Raw genomic sequence first — 19669 nt, 5'->3', positions numbered from 1 at the left:
ATTTCATTCATCCCTTCATTTTGAGCGGCAATCCAGCCGCCACGAAATAGACTGTTGCCGCGGCCTGCGCCACGGCTTGATGGAGGCGTCCCGCGTGGTCGCGAAACGCACGCGCCATGTGGTTCTCCGGTACGATACCGAGGCCCACCTCATTTGACACAAGAACGACAACGCCCCCAAGGCGAGGCAGCATGCCGACGAGCCTGGCCGTCTCTTCTTCTATATCTCGCCCATCCATCATCAGATTGGTGAGCCATAGAGTAAGGCAGTCGACGAGGACCGCCTTCTCGTCGCGACATTCTCTCTCCAGGACGCCAGCAAGATCGATAGGTTCCTCGATTGTTGTCCAGTTCGGACCTCGTCGCGCTTTGTGTAGCCCGATCCTCTCGGACATTTCGTCATCCCATGCCCTGCCGGTGGCAAGATAGACTGCATCCAGGCTGGATGCATCGATCAGGCCCTCGGCAAAGGAGGATTTTCCGGAACGCGCGCCGCCCAGAACAAGCGTTGCTCCGCGCTCCAGGATCGGCATCAACCGTCAAGCTCCGATGCCGCATAGTGTTGAATGGCCCAGCCAAGTGCCGTTCCTAGCACAACCCAGAAGAACAGATTGGTCGCGAGAGTCGACACGGCAAACTCTGAAGCCAGTGTCGGCGGAACCGGAGAAGCAAGGTCCTCAACTTCGGGCGCACCGTAAATGTGCGGCGCGACGATCAGCACAACGCCCAGGATTTTGGCCCAAATCTCCTCGCGAAGCACGATGAAATAGACACCGCCCGCAGTAAGAAGGACAGTGATCAACCACCAGGCCTGCCGGGCGGCAAGATCAGCTGCAGGCATGGCCGGCAACTCCGGAGCAAGACTGAAGGCTGGTGCGAAATTGAAGATGAAGAACCCGGCGAGACCCCAGTAAATACCGTTCTGCAGGGTAATCCTGCGGCCGAGGAGAAGCGCAGCCGCTCCCGTCACGAGTGCAAAGCCGGCGCCGGCTACCAGATTGATCAGCAATGTATTGCCGAGCCGTCCAAACGGCAGTTCTGGTCCTGCCTCTTCCTCGTGGGTATGCGGCGCGACCGCCGCGCTTTCCGCTGCTGCGGCCGCTGGCGCTGCAGCGTCATGGCTATGTTCGTGACCGCCGGCATCCTCGTACTCTTCGGCATGGAGAATAAGCGGAACGTTCCGCACGTACATCGCCGGTGTCAACAGGATACCAGCAAACAATCCAGCTACGATTGTAGCCAGGAGATATTTGACCAACATGAGATCTGCTCCCAATCCCTAATGCAAACCGCCGGGTACGCCAATGACGTCCCGGGCAAACAAATCTTGATTTTTCAATGCTTAAGCGCTGAAGGCTGAATCGGATTGTTCAGCCTGTCCAGCCTTAATGGCAAGGGAATCCGTATGAATGGCGGGTGTCATGTGCTGTGTCATGCAGTGTTTCGGAATGTGAAAGTCCGACACCGTAAATGATGAACACCCCAAGCATAAGTGAAAACACCGCCGTGGTCAGACGCGATGCGAGCGGAAGAGAAATCGTAGTCGAAGTACGAGCAGCAGCCATAACAACCTCCGTGCAGGGCCAGAAGGGACGATCCCCTTCGGTTCTGGGCACTATTACCCTATGATTGGCAGGTCTCCTGGCTCGCGGGTCGCAAGGTCAATGCCGCCTTCCCGGTTTCCCAGTGGCTGCCATCCGCTTTCGCTTCTGGCACTGACATTGACCCTCGCCGCTCTACAGTCGCGGGGTCGGCTGCGGTTAAGCCGCCCTGTTGGGTACGGCCGTCGCATTCCCTTTTGATCCCTGGCCTTTGGCCGGTTCGGGAACCAATCATGAATTGACGTTATTCATCAAGCGCCAGGAATGTCAAACGAAACTGCGACATCAAGCGCTGCGGTCGCGTCATCCCTGTGTTTTGATCGCAAACAGTGCCTCAGTATCCAGTACCTCGGACAGTTGACAGGCTATGGAATCGAGTGCCGTTTCAACCCCTGCATTATAGTTGTAAGCGTCAGCGGTGATTCCCATGGAACGTAGCAATGCCGTCCGAAATGCATCCGCGCCAAACAACCCATGCATATAAGTACCGAAAACTTTCCGGTCTTCGGACATCGCGCCGTCCGCCGCGCCATTGATGCGCACGGTTGGCCGCAGGCAATCGGGTCCGGTCGTTCGGCCGAGATGAATTTCGTATCCCTGCAACGGCACGTCGAATTGCAGCGAATGTGCCTCGACGTTGCGGACGGTTTTCTCCGGCTCCATCACAGTGTCGATATCGAGATGTCCGAGGCCATCGATCTCGGTGACACTACCCTCGATGCCGTCGGGGTCGCGCACCGTTCGGCCGAGCATCTGATATCCCCCGCAGATGCCGATGATATGCCCACCCCGGCGGCGGTGGATTTCGAGATCGCGATCCCAGCCATTTTCCCTGAAGCGCAAGAGATCGGCGATTGTCGATTTCGACCCTGGAATGATCACGAGCCCCGCATCGGCCGGTAGGCTTTCGCCACTTCGAATCATGACGACATCCACTTCCGGTTCTGCCATGAGCGGATCGAAATCGTCGAAATTGGCAATGCGGTCGAGGACAGGAACAGCGATTTTCAGGGGTCGCCCGCCGCCCTTGACCAACCGCTCCAGGACAACGGAATCCTCTGCCGGAAGGCGGGATGCGTCCTTCAGCCAGGGAACCACTCCAAAGGATGGCCAGCCGGTAAATCGTGTTATCGAACGCAGGCCATCATCAAAAAGCGAAATGTCGCCACGAAACTTGTTGATGATGTAGCCCTTTATCATCTCCCGGTCTTCCGGCTGCAGGATAGCATGCGTCCCGACGATCGACGCGATTACCCCACCCCGGTCAATGTCTCCGACGAGCACCACCGGTACGTTCGCACGGGTGGCAAAACCCATATTGGCAATGTCACCGGCGCGCAGGTTGATCTCGGCAGGTGAGCCGGCTCCCTCGACAATGACAAGGTCGGCCCCATCACGCACGATCTCCCAGGACGCCATGACGGCATCGAGAAGCTGCGCCTTGAATTTCTGGTAGTCTCGACCTTTGGCCTGTCCCCAGACCTTGCCTTGGACAATGATCTGGCTGCCGGTTTCCGACTGCGGCTTCAGCAGTACCGGATTCATGTGGACCGACGAGGGGACACCGCAAGCAAGTGCCTGCAGCCATTGTGCCCTGCCGATCTCGCCGCCATCGTCGCTGACAGCGGCATTGTTCGACATGTTCTGCGGCTTGAACGGACGAACCGTCAGCCCGCGATTGCGGGCAAGCCGGCACAATCCGGCCACCAGGACGGATTTCCCAACATCTGAGCCGGTTCCCTGCAACATGATTGCGTGCGTCATGGGCTTTGAGTAGCGGATATGTCTTTCTCTTCCTAGCCCCACCGAAGACGTTGCGCACCGGGAAGCTTGGGATAGAGTGACAGGCAATAAGAAATGTAGGGAGGTGACAATGGACAGCAGCGTGGATTCGACGGCTGGCCAGTTCGAGCTTAACGAGGAGCAACTGGCTATCCAGGACATGGCCCGCGCGTTCGCCGCTGATCGCGTGGCGCCCAATGCGCTTGCATGGGATCGCGACAAGCATTTTCCGGCAGATGTCATTCGCGAGACAGGTCCGCTCGGCATGGGTGGCATCTATGTCCGTGAAGATGTGGGCGGCTCCGGCCTGAAACGGTTGGATGCGGTGCTGATCTTCGAGGCGCTGTCAGCCGCCTGTCCGGCGTTCTCCGCTTTCATATCCATACACAACATGGGCACCTGGATGATCGACCTCTTCGGCAATGAAGAGCAGCGCCAACGTTTCATACCGCGCCTGACATCCATGGAATGGCTGGCGAGCTACTGTCTGACCGAGCCCAATTCCGGATCCGATGCGGCAGCGCTGAAGACACGCGCGGTCCGTGACGGCGATCACTACGTGCTGAACGGTGCCAAGCAGTTCATTTCCGGAGCTGGCGATTCCGATATTTATGTAACGATGGTTCGCACAGGCGAGGATGGTCCCAAGGGGATATCCGCGCTCGTCATACCCAAAGATGCGCCCGGCCTGGTATTCGGCGCCAATGAGCACAAGATGGGCTGGAACGCCCAGTCGACGAGGCAAGTCATTTTTGAGAACTGCCGGGTTCCGGTCGAAAACCGGCTTGGTGAGGAAGGTGACGGCTTTCGTATCGCCATGGGCGGGCTCGATGGCGGGCGCCTCAACATCGCCGCGTGCTCGCTGGGCGGCGCCCAGTCAGCACTCGACAAGGCGGTGGCTTATGCCTCTGAACGCAAGGCATTCGGCAAAGCGATCAACCAGTTCCAGGCGCTGCAGTTCAAGCTGGCCGACATGGAGACGGAATTGAGCGCGGCCCGCGTGCTGCTTTATACTGCAGCCTCGAAACTCGACCGCAAGACGCATGACGCCTCGAAATGGTCGGCGATGGCCAAGCGCTTCGTCACGGATGTCGGGTTCGACGTCGCCAATCAGGCGCTGCAGATCCATGGCGGTTATGGCTACCTGCACGATTACGGTGTCGAAAAATTAGTACGCGACCTGCGTGTTCACCAGATTCTGGAAGGCACGAATGAAATCATGCGGGTCATTATCGCGCGCCACATGACGGGCCGCTGAAACAGGAGAAACATTGCGATGACAACTGTCGCTTTTATCGGTCTTGGCCATATGGGCAATCCTATGGCCGCCAATCTGGTCAAGGCAGGCCACACGGTCCTCGGCTTCGATCTCTTGCCCGAGAACCTGAGTGTGGCCGAAGGCAACGGTGTGACGATCATGGCCAATGCCGAGGCGGCAGTTGCAAAGGCGGATGTCGTTATAACGATGCTGCCGGCGGGAAAGCATGTACTGTCCGTCTATGAAGCCGTCGCCAAGGTTGCGAAACACGGCACGCTTTTCATCGATTCCTCGACAATCGACGTCGACTCCGCCCGCAAGGCCCATGAAATCGCCGAAGCGAACGGCCTCAAGGCTGTCGACGCGCCGGTGTCTGGCGGTATCGGCGGCGCCGCGGCGGGCACGCTCACCTTCATGGTAGGCGGCAGTGCCGATGCGTTTGCCAGTGCCGAACCAATCCTCATGCCCATGGCCGGTCGTATCGTGCATTGCGGCAAGGCCGGCAATGGTCAGGCTGCCAAGATCTGCAACAACATGATCCTTGGGATCTCGATGATTGGCGTCAGTGAAGCTTTCACTCTGGCGGAAAAGCTCGGCCTGTCGCACCAGTCACTGTTCGACGTCGCTTCAACCTCGTCGGGCCAATGCTGGTCGCTGACCACCTACTGCCCGGTTCCGGGTCCAGTCCCTACCTCCCCCGCCAACAATGACTACAAGCCTGGCTTTGCGGCGGCACTCATGCTGAAAGATCTCCGACTGTCGCAGGAAGCCGCCAGGAGTGTTGGCGCAGCGACTCCGCTCGGTGCCCATGCCGAAGCAATCTACGGCCAGTTCGGCGCGGCTGGTCACGAGGCCTCGGACTTTTCCGGCATCATCAACTATTTGCGTGATTCAAAACGGCAGGACTGAACTCTTCAAGAAAATTCTGAAAAACTGCCGAATTTAGATTTGCTTAAGCTCTCGATAACCTCGCGGTAACGATGTCCGGTTAAAACTTTACAGGTAAGCAGATGCCTCTGCTTCCCGCTCCGGATCAGGTACTGCGTACCGGAGCTGTTCTTCTGCCCGCGTAACGTTCGGCAGGAAGCCATGCGTATATTGGCAAAAGACCGCGCTGCTCCCCGGGACAGGGCGGTTTTTTGATTTTGCCGATGCTCATCAGACAGACGAAGAAAAACCGCCGCCATTGCCGGCAGCGGTTTCAAAAAATCCGACGTCGCGTTGGCGGTCTTAGCCGGCCGAACGCGTCCAGATGAACGAAAGCGCGGAGGCGATGCCGCTTTTTGCATTGCTGGAAGATGCATTGCGCTTTTCGGTGGCATTCCAGGAAATGTGAACGCGGTCGTTGCGGTTGAAAATATAGAGCATTTCTGCACCTCGAAGAGAGAAAACGTTGTTGCTGCTCAAATGCGCTTTCTGCCTAAAGTTTGATCATAAAAATTCGCCATGGCATGTCGCATTTACAGTACCGGACCCTGCATATTTGCATGGGTGGTATGCCGAAATCGATGGACTGGGCCTTGCGGGCCCGGCAATCTTGGAAATTCCGTCTTCAAATCAACGATGACGCTTACGGAAAAGGCCTTTATGCACCTGGCACCAGACGTTTGTAATTCGCGCGCAGGGTTTTTCTCCCAGGCTTCAGCGCCGCATCTGTCGCTTTATTGACAGCTGCGTTGATCAGGGACGCTGGCGATTTTCCGCTCATCACGTCCAGCCAGAAAGTCGCTGCCGAGTTCATGACGGACAGTTGCGCCGACACTGCACCATCCACGGCTGCAGCAACCTTTTCGGACACCGCGCGACTGGTTTCCGGCCCCCTTGTCTTGTCGGTCAAGCTCTCCATGGCCATCACCGGAAGCCGCATGGCGATGACCATGGCGGCCAATTGTGCGTCGGCAATGTGGCGTTGCTTTTTCCTGGCCGTTCTCATGGGGGATGCCTTTGATCAATGGAGGAATGTTCAACTGTAACAATTAGGCAGGTTGCGGGGCAGGTCAAACCGTTTGTCAAGCAAGGTTGCCTAAAGCATTGATCTTTCGTTCATTCCTTTGTTACCATGCCGCATGAGCTATGAACCATCTGGCAACCTGTTCGTTTTACTTGCGTCGTTATATCGATAGGCGTTGTCGCGATATACCGCATTTATTCGATGAAACCATTGCATTCTGACGGAATAAGGATGCCAAATGGCACACAAGCGAACAACTGGGTAAGGCAGTACCAAGTTAGAATTCGTATTCGGGTGAACTGTCAAATGAGTGGGAGATAAAGCACATGAAGAAGCTGCTCGCTTCAACTATCTTAGCCGCTGGTCTTTTCGGCTATGCCGGATCGGCATCGGCACAGGAATGCGGCACCGTTACAATCGCCAACATGAACTGGCCTTCGGCTGAAGCCCTGGCCAATCTGGACAGGCTGATCCTTGCTGAAGGTTATGGCTGCGACGCCGAGCTTGTGGCTGGCGACACTGTCCCGACATTTACGTCGATGATCGAAAAAGGTCAGCCGGACATCGCACCGGAGGGCTGGCTCAACACCGTTCGCGACCAGCTTGAAAAGGCGGTCAAGGAAAACAAGCTCGTCTACGCAGCACCCGCGATTACCGAGGGTGGGACGGAAAGCTGGTGGATCCCCAAATATTTCGCCGATGAGCATCCCGATATCAAGACGATCGCAGATGCCATGAAGCACCCGGAACTGTTCCCCTCGCCAGAGGATCCAAAGAAGGGCGCAGTGTACAATTGCCCGTCGGGTTGGGCCTGCCAGATAACGACGACCAATTTCTTCAAGGCCTTTGAAGGCGAAAAGAATGGTTTCACACTCGTCGACACCGGTTCGGCGGCAGGCCTCGATGGTTCGATTGCAAAGGCTTACGAACGCAAAGAGCCTTGGATGGGCTACTATTGGGGCCCAACCGCCATCCTCGGCAAGTATCCCATGGTCAAGCTGGACAATGGCGTACCGTTTGACGAGGCGGAGTGGAAGCGATGCACTGTCGTCGCCGATTGCCCCGACCCCAAGCCCAATGGCTGGGCGATCTCCGATATTTACACTGTTGTAACCAAGAAGTTCGCCGACTCCTCGGGTCCAGCGTTCGACTATCTGAAAAAGCGGCAGCTTTCGACTGAAGAATTCAACAAGCTGCTGGCCTGGATGGTTGACAACCAGGCGACGGGCGAAGATGGCGCCAAGTACTACCTCAAGAACAATGAGGCAGTCTGGACCAAGTGGGTTTCGCCGGAAGCTGCAGAAAAAGTCAAAGCAGCAATACAATAATTGTCAGATGCGGCGGAGCCCTGCTTCGCCGCATCCCACTCTCGACAGGTTGAACGCCGCTGCGTTCGACCGCTTCAGTCATTCAAGGGCGTAGCGCTGGGGATGACCATAGAAGGGTACCGACAAATGGACTGGTTCTACTCATTCCCGAATATGAATGACGACACGCTGCGCAACCTGAAAAAGACCATGGATGAAGGGTTCAAGGCCTTCACCCGTCAATATGGCGATGTCATCGAATCCTTTTTCGAACCACTGCAATACTTCCTGATCCAGGCTGAGCGGTTCATGACCGTGACGCCATGGCCGATCATGATCGTTCTCATCGGCGGCATCGCATGGATCGCCAGCCGCAACTGGAAGATCGTCGGCGGAACAATTCTCACGCTGCTCCTTATCGGTTACTTCGACATGTGGAGCGATGCCATGAAGACGATCGCGATGATCTTCGTGGGAACGGTTGTCTCCATCGTTATCGGCATTCCGATCGGTATCGTCATGGCGCGTTCGGACAGTTTCCAGCGCATGGTCAACCCCATTCTTGACGTCATGCAGACCATGCCGAGTTTCGTGTATCTCATCCCTGTCGTCATGCTGCTCGGCATCGGCAAGGTGCCGGGGCTCATCGCCGTGGTGATCTATGCCATTCCGCCGATGATCCGCCTCACCAATCTTGGCATCAGGCTGGTCGACAAGGATGTCCTCGAAGCCGCCGATGCATTCGGCTCTTCGAGCTGGCAGCGTCTCAAGAACGTCCAGATACCCCTCGCCCTTCCGACCATCATGGCGGGTATCAACCAGACCATCATGATGGCGCTTGCCATGGTTGTCATCGCGTCGATGATCGGCGTGCAGGGCTTGGGCCAGCCGGTTCTGCGCTCCGTCAACGGGCAATTCTTCTCCCTCGGACTTTTCAACGGCCTTGCCATTGTCGGCATTGCCATCATCTTCGACCGCGTTAGTCAGGCCTATGGCAAGCGTCTTCAGAAGCATCAGGAGGTCGTCCATGGCTGATCGCAACATTCAAGGCGCGGGCATCAAGATCAAGAATCTCTACAAGATCTTTGGCCAGAGACCTTCTGCCTATGTCGACGCCGTCAAGAAAGGCATGTCCAAGACAGAGTTGAACGAACAACATGGCCACGTCCTTGGCCTGCGCGACATCAACATCGACATGCCGGCCGGTTGCATACAGGTAGTCATGGGCCTTTCGGGTTCAGGCAAATCCACGCTGATCCGCCACATCAACCGGCTCATCGACCCCACGGCAGGCGAGGTCATCGTAGACCAGGCAGACGTTTGCAAGATGAACCAGAACGATCTGCGCCAGTTCCGCCGGCATAAAACGGCGATGGTGTTCCAGAAGTTTGCCCTCCTTCCCCACCGCACCGTGCTCGACAACACCGTTTATGGCCTCGAGATACAGGGCCTGTCGCGTGAGAAACAGGAAGAACAGGCAAGACGCTGGATTGAACGGGTCGGACTGAAAGGCTTCGAGGGTCACTACCCCAACCAGCTCTCGGGCGGCATGCAACAGCGCGTCGGGCTGGCGCGCGCGCTCACCAATGACGCCCCGATCCTGCTGATGGACGAAGCGTTCTCCGCGCTCGACCCACTCATTCGCATGGACATGCAGACGGTCCTTCTCGACCTTCAGAAGGAAATCAAGAAGACGATCGTTTTCATAACCCATGACCTCGATGAAGCACTCCGGCTTGGCGACCGCATCGCAATCCTGCGCGATGGTGAAGTCGTCCAGCAGGGGACCGGCCAGGATATCGTCCTGAAGCCGGCGGATGAATATATTTCGAGCTTCGTCAAGGAAGTGAACCGCGGCCGCGTCATCATGGTTGACACCATCGCCACCCATTCGGGCGCCCCGGCCGCCACTGGCGGCGTCACCGTCAGGTCCGGCACGATTCTCGAAGATGCGGCCAAGACGATGACCGATGCCAACCAGCAATACGCCACGGTCGTCGACGACAATGGCAAGCCAACCGGGACAATCAGCATGAACAGCCTGATCCAGGCGATGGTCACGCCAATCAGCCACCTGACCTCCCGCGCCGCAGCCGAGTAGGCAAGAATAGCGCTCCCAGTCTCCCTCACCAAGTGAGATTGGGGGTATCGCACCAACTCACGATAATGGCTTGCCTTGGCGCTTTGGCAAACTCAGTTAGCCTCATCCTGGGTCTGCCATCAATGCCGGCATCCTACCAACTCAATATAACGGCTTGCCTTGGCGCTGTGCGTGGTTCGACAAGCCAGCAACTGCAGGGCTTCGAAACCGCTCACATTGGCGATCGGCGCGTAGAGGACGATTGTCCATGTAGCACAACCCACATCCCTCGTGGTGAGCTTGTCGAACCACGCACAGCGACATGGCCAGTCCCAGAGAGCTCCACATCCTGTGCTTGTCGAAGGGCGAACCACGCACAGCGCCTTTGCAAAAAAAATCACCTGAAACTTATCCACGCCCTCCGAACCTCGCTTATGCTCATTGCCGTCCTTCCCGTGGGAACTGCTTCCGGAGCCGTTCGAAGTGGGAGAAGGACCGGCGCCTCCGATGGCGGGTGACGCACCCGCTGTCCGGGGAAGTTGCGTCCAAGGGTTCCCCTGCCGGTACTACGACCGGCGCGTGCTGGACGAGCACTTTAAGGGGCGTTGGCAGTGAGCTTCCCGCAAGGGCAAGCGATCCGCCGAAGCCCCCCAAGCGGAACGGGCACGATCAAAAGTCGCCGGACGGGCGGTCTTCGGATCGCACCATCACTACCCAAAAGACGCGCTTCGACGACCGCCCGTCTTCCCAACCATTCAATGGCCAGACGCAAAAGCGGGCGTGGCAAGGGTAAACCACAAACATTGCGAGAAACAGGAATGAATCCATCCCAATCCGGGCATGTCGCTTCCCTTGCGCTTGGCGTCGCTCACGCTGTGCACCCCTGGGATAGGTCTAGCGATAGTGGCATCATCGCCCGTCCTGGGCGTGGGCGAAGGGCATGGACAATGAGCGAACCTGCAGTTGAGATCGAAACAAACACGTCACCACGCGATCATGGCCGGCGTGGAGGTCGATCCCGGCCGCGTAGCGTCGAGAGCGGGGCCTTCGACCAGCCGCCCTCTCGCCAGCTGAATATTCCATTCGCGCCGACGAAGATCGTTTCCGATGACGAACTCGAATCGATCCACAATGCCTCACTCAAGGTATTGCAGGAAATCGGCGTCGACGTTCTTCATGACGGAGCGCGCGATATCATGAAGAAGGCGGGTGCCCATGTCGCGCCCGGCACGATGCGCGTTCGTTTCGACAAGGACATGATCCTCGAATATGTCGGCCATGCACCGTCGGAATTCACATTGCATGCGCGTAATCCCGCGCACAATGTCCGCTTCGGCGGAAACAACCTCATTTTCGCCCAGATGGGATCAGCACCCAATTGCTCTGATACCGACAACGGCCGGCGTTCGGGCAATCAGGCAGATTTTCGCAATTTCCTGAAACTGGCGCAGATGCACAATATCATCAATGCGACAGGCGGTTATCCGGTGGAGCCGATCGATATCCATCCTTCGGTACGCCACCTCGAATGTATTCGCGATCTCGCTACGCTGACCGACAAGCCGTTTCACATTTATTCGCTCGGCAAGGAGCGCAATCAGGACGGAATTGAGATAGCCCGCCTCGCCCGTGGTGTCAGCCACGAACAGTTGCAGAACGAAGCGTCGTGCTACACGATCATCAATACCAATTCACCCCTGAAGCTCGACGTCCCAATGCTGGAAGGCATCATTCAGATGTCGGGCAATGGCCAGATCGTCATCGTCACACCGTTCACATTGGCTGGCGCCATGGCTCCGGTGACGATCGCAGGGGCGCTGGTCCAGCAGAATGCCGAAGCCTTGGCTGGCATCTCCTTCACCCAGATGGTCAGGAAGGGCGCTCCCGTCGGTTATGGCGGATTCACCTCCAACGTGGATATGAAATCCGGTGCGCCAGCTTTCGGAACTCCCGAGTATATGAAAGCCCAGATGGTTGGCGGTCAACTTGCCCGACGCTATGGGATCCCGTACCGGACCTCCAATGTCTGCGCGGCCAACACCGTGGATGCCCAGGCGGCCTACGAATCCGTATTCTCGCTGTGGGGAGCCATTCAGGGCGGTGGCAATTTCATGTTGCACTCGGCCGGGTGGCTGGAGGGCGGCCTGTGCTGCTCCTACGAGAAGATGATTCTCGACTTCGATCTGCTGCAGATGGTGGCCGAATTCCTGACACCTCTCGATCTTTCCGAGGATGCGCTTGGACTTGACGCCATGCGCGATGTCGGCCCGGGCGGCCATTTCTTTGGGACGGCCCACACCCAGTCCCGTTACAAGACTGCCTTCTATGCCCCGATCATTTCCGACTGGCGCAACTACGAAACCTGGCAGGAAGCCGGCTCGCCCACCGCGATCGAGCGCGCCAACCGCATCTGGAAAGAACGGCTGGCCACCTATGAGAAACCGGCGATCGATCCGGCGATTGAAGAAGAAATCAATGGCTTCGTCGCAAGGCGCAAGGCCGAAGGCGGCGCGCCTACCGATTTCTGACAAGTTGAATCAAACTCTCAACGCATTGAATCACATTTACGACAAAGAGGCATAAGCGCATGAAATCGCACGTTAAAGCAGTGGTCATAGGCGGCGGCGTTGTCGGATGCTCCGTGCTCTACCATCTCGCACGCGCCGGCTGGACGGACGTCATGCTGATCGAGCGCTCGGAGCTGACATCCGGCTCGTCCTGGCATGCAGCTGGCGGCTTTCATACCCTCAATGGCGATCCCAACGTCGCCAAACTTCAGGCCTACACGGTCAGTCTCTACAAGGAGATCGAGGAACTCTCGGGGCAATCGTGCGGCTTGCATTTGACCGGCGGCGTCATGATGGCGGATTCGCCCGAAAGAATGGATTTCCTGCGTCTGGCGCACGCGCGCGGCCGCTATCTTGGCATGGATACCGAACTGATCACCCCGTCTGAAGCCAAGGCAATGTTTCCATTGATGGACGAGACAAACTTCGTCGGAGCCATGTGGGACCCGGTCGAGGGGCACCTGGACCCGTCTGGTACAACGCACGCCTATGCCAAGGCCGCACGCAAACTGGGAGCCGAAATCACGCTGCGCAACCGCGTCGTCGAACTGACGCAGGAATCCGATGGAACCTGGAATGTCATTACGGAACAAGGCACGGTGAAGGCCGAGCACGTCGTCAATTGCGGCGGTCTATGGGCGCGCGAAGTCGGCCGCATGGTTGGTCTGGAGTTGCCTGTCCTTGCCATGGAGCACATGTATCTCCTCACCGAGGATGTACCGGAAGTCATGGATTTCAACAAATCCACCGGACGTGAACTGATCGGCGTTATGGACTTCAAGGGCGAGATCTATACTCGCCAGGAGCGCAACGGCATATTGCTCGGCACCTATGAGAAGGCAGCCAAGCCATGGTCGCCAGTCAATACACCCTGGGACTTCGGTCACGAACTGCTGGCGCCGGATATCGACCGCATTGCCCCTTCGCTCGAAGTCGGATTCAAGCATTTTCCTGGCATCGAGAAGGCTGGCATCAAGCAGATCATCAACGGCCCGTTCACGTTCGCGCCAGACGGCAACCCGCTCGTTGGACCTGTTCCCGGCCTCACCAATTATTGGACGGCATGTGCCGTGATGGCCGGGTTCAGCCAGGGTGGCGGCGTTGGCCTCGCCCTTTCCAACTGGATGGTGCACGGCGAGCCCGGTTTCGATGTCTGGGGCATGGATGTCGCACGCTTTGGCGAATGGGCGACGTTACGCTATACCAACGCCAAGGTGCGAGAGAATTATTCCCGCCGCTTCTCGATCCGTTTCCCCAACGAGGAATTGCCCGCCGCGAGGCCACAGCAGACCACCCCGCTCTACGAAACCATGCTTGCGCAGAACGCGGTCATGGGGGATTCATGGGGCCTCGAAACTCCACTTTGGTTCGCTCCCGAAGGCACCGAACCGCGTGACATCGTTTCCTATCACCGGTCGAACGACTTCGAGCATATTGGCAATGAGGTACGTGCGACGCGGAACGGCGTCGGTGTTACCGAGATCGCCAATTTTGCCAAGTATGAAGTCACGGGCAACGGTGCCGAGGCTTTCCTGTCGCGCCTGATGACCAACACCATGCCGAAGACCGGGCGACTGGTCCTGACCCCGATGCTGAACGAGGATGGCAAGCTGATTGGCGACTTTACCATCGCCAAGGCTGGCGATGGTCGATTCCTGATCTGGGGATCGTCCGCAGCGCAACGGTATCACATGCGCTGGTTTCAGAAGCAGCAGCCCAAGGACGGCTCGGTCCATATCCACCGCTTCGACCAGACACTTGTCGGCCTGGCGATCGCAGGCCCAAGATCGCGCGACCTGTTGGCCAAGCTTGTCGACGAGGACGTCTCCAATACCGCGTTTCGGTTCATGGATTTTCGCGAAATGGCCGTCGGGGGGGCGCCGTGCAAGGTCAACCGCATCTCCTACACCGGCGATCTCGGCTACGAGATCTGGATGGAACCTGCCTACCAGCGTCTGGTTTACAAGGCCATTAAGGATCAAGGAGCCGAATTTGATATCGTTGACTTCGGCATGCGTGCGCTCCTTTCGATGCGCCTTGAGAAGAATTTCCCCACATGGTTCCGTGAACTGCGCCCCATTTACGGGCCATATGAAGGGTCGATGGACCGCTTTATCAAGCTCTCCAAGAACGATTTCATCGGCCGGGAGATAGCTGCCAGGGAAAAGGCAGAGCTTGATGCCGGCACCAGCACGAAGCTGCGCCGCGTTTCCTTCCTGATCGATGTGCCCAATGGCGAAGGCGCTGCGGACGTGATGGGCGACGAGCCGATCTGGGCGAAGACCCCGAAGGATTACGGGACCGTCCAGGCGGGTCATGGGGTCGGCGCGCCGCGCTTTGATGCAAGTGGTGCCGTTGTTTCCTTCGAGGGCGACAAGGGGGCAGTCCAAGGTGAGTGGCGGGTTGTCGGCTGGGTGACATCCGGCGGCTATGCCCACTATGTTGGCCATTCCATGGCTCAGGGCTACGTTCCGGCCGAGCTTGCATCCAATGAAAACAATGGACTGTTCGAGGTAGAGATCCTCGGCATACGCCGCCCGGCCCGCATGAATATCGACCCGCCATTCGACCCCTCAGGGGAAAAGATGCGAGGGTAGTTCGAATGCTGAGATGAAGGGCAGGCCCTTGCGCCTGCCCGTCCAACCGACAACGACCAATGCGCTCGCCGCCTCCACATAACGCTGGGCCAGTGCCCAGGATTTGCAGTCGATTGCGGCGATGTCGGCGCGACCCGCCGCAACCGCGCTGATCGACTCGCGATGACCGCCAGTTCTTATAAGGCTCGCGAACAGATCCAAGGTTTCACCCGTCTGCCCGAGGTCGCGTTGCAGCGCCAGATAACCGGACATTGAGTCCAGACTGTTGAAGGCAAGCCGCTTCTGCCGCATCAGCGCCACGGGCAGATTCGCCTTGCCGTCGGCCGCAGGTGCAACCATCGCACCCTCGCCTCGCCGCATGACGAGCGCACTGGAGTAAAACGCGCCGTCGCCGCCTTCCGTTCCGGTATAATCGTCCTGGCCCGCGAAGCGCACCTGCGCTCCAAGGCCCAACTCCATTGGGCCCCAACAGGCTTGGGCGATTAACAGCGCCGGATGACGCCAGAGCGCCGGCAGATCAAGTTCTTCAGGCGGGAGAGTGGCGGGATCAGGCGCGATAAGCGTACCCGCTGCATCCCTGATACCGCCGGGAACCGCCGGAAGATCAGCGTTGCGGCGGGTCAGATATTCGGGCGCTTCGTAGCCGTGCAAACGAAACCTGTCGCGCATGCCCGCCCATTGCGCATCAACCGCAGCGCGCCGTTCCGGCCAGTCATACATCGGCAAAGCCGCCACTAATTTCATATCGTAGGTTTACTCTGTCGGCGGCTCGGCAGGAATCGGAACGGTGGAGCCGCCCTGCATGCTAATGCCATGGCGCCGCGGACGGAAGGCCCGTGCTGGAGCCGGCTCCCGTCGGAGAACCGGGTGGATAACGTCCTGCTTCCTGCGAAAGGCATAGGCCCGCAGGATCTCGAAATAGTTGCGAAAAACATAACCGCCATTCATGCGCTGCCATTCCTCACGCTGCTCTCGATAGAGCTGCGGCAGATCATACCACGGCACAGTCGGCTTCTTGTGATGGACAAAATGCAGGTTGTTGTTGAGGAAGATCAGCGCCAATGGTGAATTTTCCACGATAACCGTTCGGCCATCGGGGCGCTCAGACCATTGATGCTCGCAGTAACTCCGTATGGCGATGATCGAGAGGCCCCAATAAACCGCCGTCAACGCATAGATCCATAGTGGAATGCCAAACACGAACCATATGATTGCAAATGTCGGCGCCAAGCCCGCAGCGTGCAGCAACCAGGCCGTCCTCGCCTTGTTGTCGCGGCCGCTCACCAGCCTTGCCTCGCTGACAATGAACCCCACGACCATGAGGGCAGGTCCGATGACGATGCGCCCGACCAGCGAATTGTTCCAGTTGAGCAGGATTTTGACGGGTGCCGGCAGCTTTTCCCAATCCCCGTGCGCTTTGTAGTAACTTTCCGGATCATCGTAAGGATCGGTCAGCCGCTCGTCTGCATGATGTTTCAGATGCAGATGCTTGTAGCGGCGATAAGGGAAGACAAGACCGATTGGCAGAGAGACCAGGAGCTCATTCACGGCGCCGTTGCGCGTCGGATGGCCGTGGAGTACCTCGTGCTGGAGAGACGAATGGAACGCAACTGCAATCGCCATGAGGGCCAATGCCAGTAGGGGCAAGCTGGGATAAAGATAGTATCCAGAGATGAACCAAAGTCCGTAGCAGGCGGTCATCAGGCCAATGGTTGGCCACTCAATGCCGAGGCGCCGTCGCGCTGACTGGGATGCTGATATGTCGGTATGTCTTTCTGATTCCATGTTTTTCATGGTCTCATTGTCAGGAACTGTCAGCAACGCTATTTTAGTTAGAAAGTGTTGATTATGCGCACCAAATAGCGCAAATGTTGTACTAAGTAAACAAAGCAGTACAAAAATGGACAAACGCGATCTTTCGCGCCTGTTTCAGGAGCGTGTCAAGAGCTTGCTGGTGCGTAGCGGCGAGAACCAATCGTCGTTCGCTGCTTCGGTCGGAATCGACCGGTCTGCACTCTCACAGCTTCTGTCGGGGCAATCCACGAGACTCCCCCGCGTCGAGACCCTCCTTAACATCGCAGAGCGCCATGCGGTCTCGCTCGACTGGCTACTTGGGCTCAGTCAGGACGAAGGCATCACCGGCGAATTGCGGCCAAGTCTCGAGATCGAGCAAGGCTTTGACAATCAGACACTTTTGGTAAAATGGCATGCGGAGGCAACCGGCACCAAGATACGCTATGTACCTGCACGCATTCCCGATCTCTTGCGGACGCAGACTGTAATCGCCTACGAGACGTCGATGGTGCATCGTGATCCGACAACGCAGATAAGCGAGACCGCTTTCCGTCTGGACTATAACCGCCAGCCAGGCACCGACATGGAAGCCTGCATGCCGTTCCAGACTGTCCAGGATTTCGCAGCCGGCTCTGGCATCTGGGGTGACCTTCCCCGCAAAGCACGCGTTGAACAGTTGCAACACATGGCATCGCTACTCGACGAACTCTACCCATCGTTCCGGCTTTACCTGTTCGACGGAAGGGAACGCTATTCGGTTCCCTACACGGTCTTCGGCCCCTATCGCGCCGCCATATTCGTCGGCGAAATGTATCTGGTGCTCTATACGACCGAAGCCGTGCTAACCATGCAGAGGCATTTCGACGGGTTGATCCGCGTGGCCAAGGTGAATGCCCATGAAGTTGCGGCCTTCGTCTCTTCCCTCAAGGTTGCTTGAGCGGCAACCCTTGTCGCAATTGAACATTGACCACACATAAGGACTTCTTTATATCGTTATTCAATTAATCCCACAGGAACAGAAGTGCCATGACCGCTGCAAATCCCCTCGCCGATCTCATTGCCGAAAAGGGCATTCTTTTGGCTGACGGTGCGACCGGCACAAATCTCTTTGCCAGCGGATTGGAAGCAGGGGAAGCACCCGAGCTCTGGAATGAGGCTCAGCCCGAGAAGATCACCGCGCTGCACCAGGGGTTTGTCGATGCCGGCGCAGACATCATCCTGACCAATTCTTTCGGTGGCACGCGTCATCGCCTGAAGCTGCATCATGCACAGGACCGCGTATTTGAGCTCAACAAGAAGGCAGCGGAAATTGCGCGCAGTGTCGCTGATAAGGCTGGCCGCAAAGTTATCGTCGCTGGTTCGGTTGGCCCGACTGGCGAACTGCTTGTCCCTCTGGGCGCATTGACCGAAGAAGATGCGGTTGCGGCATTCACGGAACAGTTGGAGGGCCTGAAGGCTGGCGGCGTTGACGTGGCGTGGATTGAAACCATGTCAGCGCCTGGCGAAATCCGGGCTGCAGCAGAAGCCGCCGTCAAGGTTGGCCTGCCCTATGTTTATACCGGCTCGTTCGACACTGCAGGAAAGACAATGATGGGCCTGCCACCCAAGGAAATCCATGGCGTGGTCGATGGGCTGGATGCGCGGCCGGTTGCGGTGGGCGCCAATTGCGGCGTCGGCGCATCGGATATCCTCGCCTCGCTTCTCGACATGAGCGAAGCCAATCCTTCGGCAACGATCGTCATCAAGGGCAATTGCGGCATACCAGAGTTTCGGGGATCCGAGATCTTCTACTCCGGCACGCCCGATCTGATGGCCAACTATGCACGCCTTGCGATTGATGGTGGCGCCAAGATCGTTGGCGGCTGCTGTGGGACGTCGTTCGAGCATCTGGCCGCGATGCGCAAGGCACTCGACAGCCACATCCATGGACCCCGCCCCACGGTCGAAACAATCATTGAAACGATTGGCCCAATGCGCAACAAGCTTGCGGCACACGCCGACGATACGCCAAAGCGCGAACGTCGCGGACGCCGGGGCTAACCCAATCTCACGTAGAAACCGGCGGTTTGACCCGCCGGTTTTTTTAGTTCACGCCTTAGGCCTCATAGGTCCTCGATCTCGCGACGAACCTTCTTAAGAATCTCGCGTAGCTGATCTGCCTTTTCGGGCGTCAGCGAGCCACTGCGAAGCTTCGAGCGAAGCGCAAAGCTCAGCGCATGCATCTCCTCACCCAGAGCGGCACCACGTATTTCGCCTGAAGCGTTGTCTAGTTGGGCATTGATCTTGTCCAGTTCCACCCGGTTTTCATCGAGATAGGCAAGGCCTTGGTCTGTAATCGTATAGAGCCGCTTGTTGCCGGTGGTGGTCGACGTTACGAGATCAGCCTCCTCCATCATCTGCAACATGGGATAGATTGCACCAGCACTCGGGCTGTAGGCGCCCTGGAACTTTGCCTCCAACGCCTTGATGACGTCGTAGCCGTGACGCGGCTCTTCCGCAATCAAACCCAGCACGACGAGGCGCAGCGCGCCCGGATCGAACATGCGCGGACCGCGGCCGCCAAATGGCCCGCCTCGATGCCGTCCGAACGGGCCGCCGCGCCCGCGCCCGCCAAACCGGCCGCCACCTTCATGCGAACCTGACATTGCCTCAAAGCGCGAAAAATGATCGCCGTGGTTGTGATGTTTACTGCAATGACCATACATGGAATGTCTCCTAGTTATATCTTTCATA

General features: G+C 57.7%; 18 protein-coding genes and 1 riboswitch. Of the genes, 9 read left to right on the top strand and 9 right to left on the bottom strand.

Annotated features, from left to right (window positions below):
• Positions 1 to 7: 7 nt before the first annotated feature.
• The 4 genes from cobU to K9U38_RS00630 all read right to left on the bottom strand — a co-directional run bounded on the left by cobU (position 8) and on the right by K9U38_RS00630 (position 3364).
• Complete coding sequence (cobU, locus tag K9U38_RS00645; RefSeq protein WP_255606851.1) at positions 8 to 532, bottom strand: bifunctional adenosylcobinamide kinase/adenosylcobinamide-phosphate guanylyltransferase; 525 nt, start codon at positions 530 to 532, stop codon at positions 8 to 10.
• Positions 532 to 1260, bottom strand: a complete 729-nt coding sequence (locus K9U38_RS00640) for a CbtA family protein (RefSeq protein WP_224492408.1) — start codon at positions 1258 to 1260, stop codon at positions 532 to 534. The genes cobU and K9U38_RS00640 overlap by 1 nt, the downstream gene beginning before the upstream one ends.
• A gap of 124 nt (positions 1261 to 1384) precedes the next feature.
• Complete coding sequence (locus K9U38_RS00635; RefSeq protein WP_106710117.1) at positions 1385 to 1564, bottom strand: CbtB domain-containing protein; 180 nt, start codon at positions 1562 to 1564, stop codon at positions 1385 to 1387.
• A 49-nt stretch (positions 1565 to 1613) separates the two neighbouring features.
• Positions 1614 to 1847: riboswitch (cobalamin riboswitch) on the bottom strand.
• A 56-nt stretch (positions 1848 to 1903) separates the two neighbouring features.
• Positions 1904 to 3364, bottom strand: a complete 1461-nt coding sequence (locus K9U38_RS00630; protein ID WP_224492407.1) for a cobyric acid synthase — start codon at positions 3362 to 3364, stop codon at positions 1904 to 1906.
• A gap of 109 nt (positions 3365 to 3473) precedes the next feature.
• Here K9U38_RS00630 and K9U38_RS00625 point away from each other — a divergent pair, with 109 nt between their 5' ends.
• Together K9U38_RS00625 and mmsB are read left to right on the top strand one after the other, a co-directional pair.
• A complete protein-coding gene (locus K9U38_RS00625) occupies positions 3474 to 4640 on the top strand; it encodes an isobutyryl-CoA dehydrogenase (protein ID WP_224492406.1) in 1167 nt (388 codons plus the stop codon).
• 18 nt (positions 4641 to 4658) lie between these two features.
• On the top strand, positions 4659 to 5549 hold the full coding sequence (mmsB, locus tag K9U38_RS00620) for a 3-hydroxyisobutyrate dehydrogenase (protein WP_224492405.1): 891 nt from the start codon (positions 4659 to 4661) through the stop codon (positions 5547 to 5549).
• Between the two features lie 321 nt (positions 5550 to 5870).
• Here the strand turns inward: mmsB and K9U38_RS00615 are convergent, their stop codons facing one another.
• Both K9U38_RS00615 and K9U38_RS00610 read right to left on the bottom strand, forming a co-directional pair.
• On the bottom strand, positions 5871 to 6008 hold the full coding sequence (locus K9U38_RS00615; RefSeq protein WP_224492404.1) for a hypothetical protein: 138 nt from the start codon (positions 6006 to 6008) through the stop codon (positions 5871 to 5873).
• 217 nt (positions 6009 to 6225) lie between these two features.
• Entirely contained in the window at positions 6226 to 6573 is a 348-nt protein-coding gene (locus K9U38_RS00610) for a hypothetical protein (protein WP_224492403.1), read from the bottom strand.
• Positions 6574 to 6917: 344 nt separating this feature from the next.
• Between K9U38_RS00610 and K9U38_RS00605 the strand changes: the two genes are divergently transcribed.
• From K9U38_RS00605 to K9U38_RS00585, 5 genes are all read left to right on the top strand, one after another.
• Positions 6918 to 7919 (top strand): ABC transporter substrate-binding protein, encoded by a 1002-nt coding sequence (locus K9U38_RS00605; RefSeq protein WP_224492402.1) that lies wholly within the window; start codon positions 6918 to 6920, stop codon positions 7917 to 7919.
• 126 nt (positions 7920 to 8045) lie between these two features.
• Entirely contained in the window at positions 8046 to 8933 is an 888-nt protein-coding gene (locus K9U38_RS00600; protein ID WP_224492401.1) for an ABC transporter permease, read from the top strand.
• 7 nt (positions 8934 to 8940) lie between these two features.
• A complete protein-coding gene (locus K9U38_RS00595; RefSeq protein WP_370631809.1) occupies positions 8941 to 9999 on the top strand; it encodes a quaternary amine ABC transporter ATP-binding protein in 1059 nt (352 codons plus the stop codon).
• Between the two features lie 926 nt (positions 10000 to 10925).
• Positions 10926 to 12506, top strand: a complete 1581-nt coding sequence (locus K9U38_RS00590) for a trimethylamine methyltransferase family protein (protein WP_224492399.1) — start codon at positions 10926 to 10928, stop codon at positions 12504 to 12506.
• Between the two features lie 59 nt (positions 12507 to 12565).
• Positions 12566 to 15142, top strand: coding sequence for a GcvT family protein (locus tag K9U38_RS00585; RefSeq protein WP_224492398.1), 2577 nt, complete (start codon positions 12566 to 12568; stop codon positions 15140 to 15142).
• Here the strand turns inward: K9U38_RS00585 and K9U38_RS00580 are convergent.
• Entirely contained in the window at positions 15119 to 15886 is a 768-nt protein-coding gene (locus tag K9U38_RS00580) for a PhnD/SsuA/transferrin family substrate-binding protein (RefSeq protein ID WP_224492397.1), read from the bottom strand. The genes K9U38_RS00585 and K9U38_RS00580 overlap by 24 nt on opposite strands.
• A 9-nt stretch (positions 15887 to 15895) precedes the next feature.
• On the bottom strand, positions 15896 to 16927 hold the full coding sequence (locus K9U38_RS00575) for a fatty acid desaturase (RefSeq protein WP_224492396.1): 1032 nt from the start codon (positions 16925 to 16927) through the stop codon (positions 15896 to 15898).
• Between the two features lie 115 nt (positions 16928 to 17042).
• Between K9U38_RS00575 and K9U38_RS00570 the strand changes: the two genes are divergently transcribed.
• Both K9U38_RS00570 and bmt read left to right on the top strand, forming a co-directional pair.
• Complete coding sequence (locus tag K9U38_RS00570; protein ID WP_224492395.1) at positions 17043 to 17873, top strand: helix-turn-helix domain-containing protein; 831 nt, start codon at positions 17043 to 17045, stop codon at positions 17871 to 17873.
• Between the two features lie 89 nt (positions 17874 to 17962).
• Complete coding sequence (bmt, locus tag K9U38_RS00565) at positions 17963 to 18976, top strand: betaine--homocysteine S-methyltransferase (RefSeq protein WP_224492394.1); 1014 nt, start codon at positions 17963 to 17965, stop codon at positions 18974 to 18976.
• 62 nt (positions 18977 to 19038) lie between these two features.
• Here the strand turns inward: bmt and K9U38_RS00560 are convergent, their stop codons facing one another.
• The gene (locus K9U38_RS00560; RefSeq protein ID WP_224492393.1) at positions 19039 to 19641 is read right to left on the bottom strand and encodes a PadR family transcriptional regulator; all 603 of its coding nucleotides are present in this window, start codon (positions 19639 to 19641) and stop codon (positions 19039 to 19041) included.
• Positions 19642 to 19669 lie beyond the last annotated feature (28 nt).

Origin of the sequence: Phyllobacterium lublinensis, assembly GCF_020164435.1 — a bacterium.
GTDB lineage: Bacteria > Pseudomonadota > Alphaproteobacteria > Rhizobiales > Rhizobiaceae > Phyllobacterium > Phyllobacterium lublinensis.
Note: the sequence above shows the minus strand (reverse complement) of the source record. Positions and strands in the feature narration are given on the sequence as shown.

Coding starts and splice junctions, on each gene's coding strand:
- cobU (WP_255606851.1), bottom strand. CDS start 532: ATGCCGATCCTGGAGCGCGGAGCAACGCTTGTTCTGGGCGGCGCGCGT.
- K9U38_RS00640 (WP_224492408.1), bottom strand. CDS start 1,260: ATGTTGGTCAAATATCTCCTGGCTACAATCGTAGCTGGATTGTTTGCT.
- K9U38_RS00635 (WP_106710117.1), bottom strand. CDS start 1,564: ATGGCTGCTGCTCGTACTTCGACTACGATTTCTCTTCCGCTCGCATCG.
- K9U38_RS00630 (WP_224492407.1), bottom strand. CDS start 3,364: ATGACGCACGCAATCATGTTGCAGGGAACCGGCTCAGATGTTGGGAAA.
- K9U38_RS00625 (WP_224492406.1), top strand. CDS start 3,474: ATGGACAGCAGCGTGGATTCGACGGCTGGCCAGTTCGAGCTTAACGAG.
- mmsB (WP_224492405.1), top strand. CDS start 4,659: ATGACAACTGTCGCTTTTATCGGTCTTGGCCATATGGGCAATCCTATG.
- K9U38_RS00615 (WP_224492404.1), bottom strand. CDS start 6,008: ATGCTCTATATTTTCAACCGCAACGACCGCGTTCACATTTCCTGGAAT.
- K9U38_RS00610 (WP_224492403.1), bottom strand. CDS start 6,573: ATGAGAACGGCCAGGAAAAAGCAACGCCACATTGCCGACGCACAATTG.
- K9U38_RS00605 (WP_224492402.1), top strand. CDS start 6,918: ATGAAGAAGCTGCTCGCTTCAACTATCTTAGCCGCTGGTCTTTTCGGC.
- K9U38_RS00600 (WP_224492401.1), top strand. CDS start 8,046: ATGGACTGGTTCTACTCATTCCCGAATATGAATGACGACACGCTGCGC.
- K9U38_RS00590 (WP_224492399.1), top strand. CDS start 10,926: ATGAGCGAACCTGCAGTTGAGATCGAAACAAACACGTCACCACGCGAT.
- K9U38_RS00585 (WP_224492398.1), top strand. CDS start 12,566: ATGAAATCGCACGTTAAAGCAGTGGTCATAGGCGGCGGCGTTGTCGGA.
- K9U38_RS00580 (WP_224492397.1), bottom strand. CDS start 15,886: ATGAAATTAGTGGCGGCTTTGCCGATGTATGACTGGCCGGAACGGCGC.
- K9U38_RS00575 (WP_224492396.1), bottom strand. CDS start 16,927: ATGGAATCAGAAAGACATACCGACATATCAGCATCCCAGTCAGCGCGA.
- K9U38_RS00570 (WP_224492395.1), top strand. CDS start 17,043: ATGGACAAACGCGATCTTTCGCGCCTGTTTCAGGAGCGTGTCAAGAGC.
- bmt (WP_224492394.1), top strand. CDS start 17,963: ATGACCGCTGCAAATCCCCTCGCCGATCTCATTGCCGAAAAGGGCATT.
- K9U38_RS00560 (WP_224492393.1), bottom strand. CDS start 19,641: ATGTATGGTCATTGCAGTAAACATCACAACCACGGCGATCATTTTTCG.